An 886-nucleotide genomic window follows, 5' to 3' on the forward strand; every position below is an offset into this window, starting at 1 on the left:
TTCAAGCGCTCGACGTAGCCGCTCGTGTAGCGGTGCTCAAAGTAGCGGAGGATGTGGGGCCGCCAGTTCCGCAGCGCGTCGATGCTGGGCTTGAAGGGCCGCTCGAACTCGGAGGGCACACTGGCGAGCCAGCGGTCTGTCGCACCCTCCGCTTCGGCACGGCTCTCGGCGGCATAGATGTCGTAGAACCGCTCCTTCAGATCATAGGCGCGCTGCATCGCCGGGTACGACGCGAAAACCCTGATGAGGGCGACTTGGGCTGCGGCTGTCTCGCCGCCCTGTCGAGCCAAGAACAGCGCACGCTTGCGCTTCAGCGCGACGCGATCCTTGTTGGATAGGCCGAGGTAGAGGGCCTTGCGAACCACCTCCATGCCGTAGTTCGCGGTGCGTTGAACATGGTACTTATCGATGACGGTCACAGCCCTCGGGAACATGGCCTTGGTCAGCGTGTGGTAACCCTTCCACATGTCCTGGCAGACCACCTCGACGCGATCCCGGTCGAGCAGACCATCGAAGTAGGCCCTGAGATCGGCATCGCGGCGGGATGGCTGCATATCAATCATCAGCCCGTTCTCGACATCACCGATGACGAAACGGGCCTTCCTGTGCAGGTAGATCTCGTCCATCCCGAGAACGCGCGGTAGCTTCGGCACGTACTGCTTGAGGGCGCGCTCGCTGTAGTCATCGAACAGGCGGCGGATCAGCGTTTCGTGGACGCCGTTGATTGTCGCCGCCGTCGTGAAGGAGTGCTCAACCGACTGACGCTCCAAGTGCTCACGGAACCGCAGGGTCATCCTGCGATCCGCGTCAATGTCGGTCAGCTTCTCGTAGTGCGTTGCCCCGCACTGCGCACACTTGAACCGCTGCCGCTTGATCTCGATCCAGG

At 62.3% G+C, this 886-nt stretch carries 1 protein-coding gene; it reads right to left on the bottom strand.

The window, feature by feature from the left end; translation table 11 throughout:
- Positions 1-881: ISL3 family transposase (locus ACP56T_RS21875; RefSeq protein ID WP_430914111.1), on the bottom strand; the 881-nt coding region annotated here is incomplete at its 3' end.
- Positions 882-886 lie beyond the last annotated feature (5 nt).

The organism is Methylobacterium endophyticum (assembly GCF_050591105.1).
Lineage (GTDB): Bacteria > Pseudomonadota > Alphaproteobacteria > Rhizobiales > Beijerinckiaceae > Methylobacterium.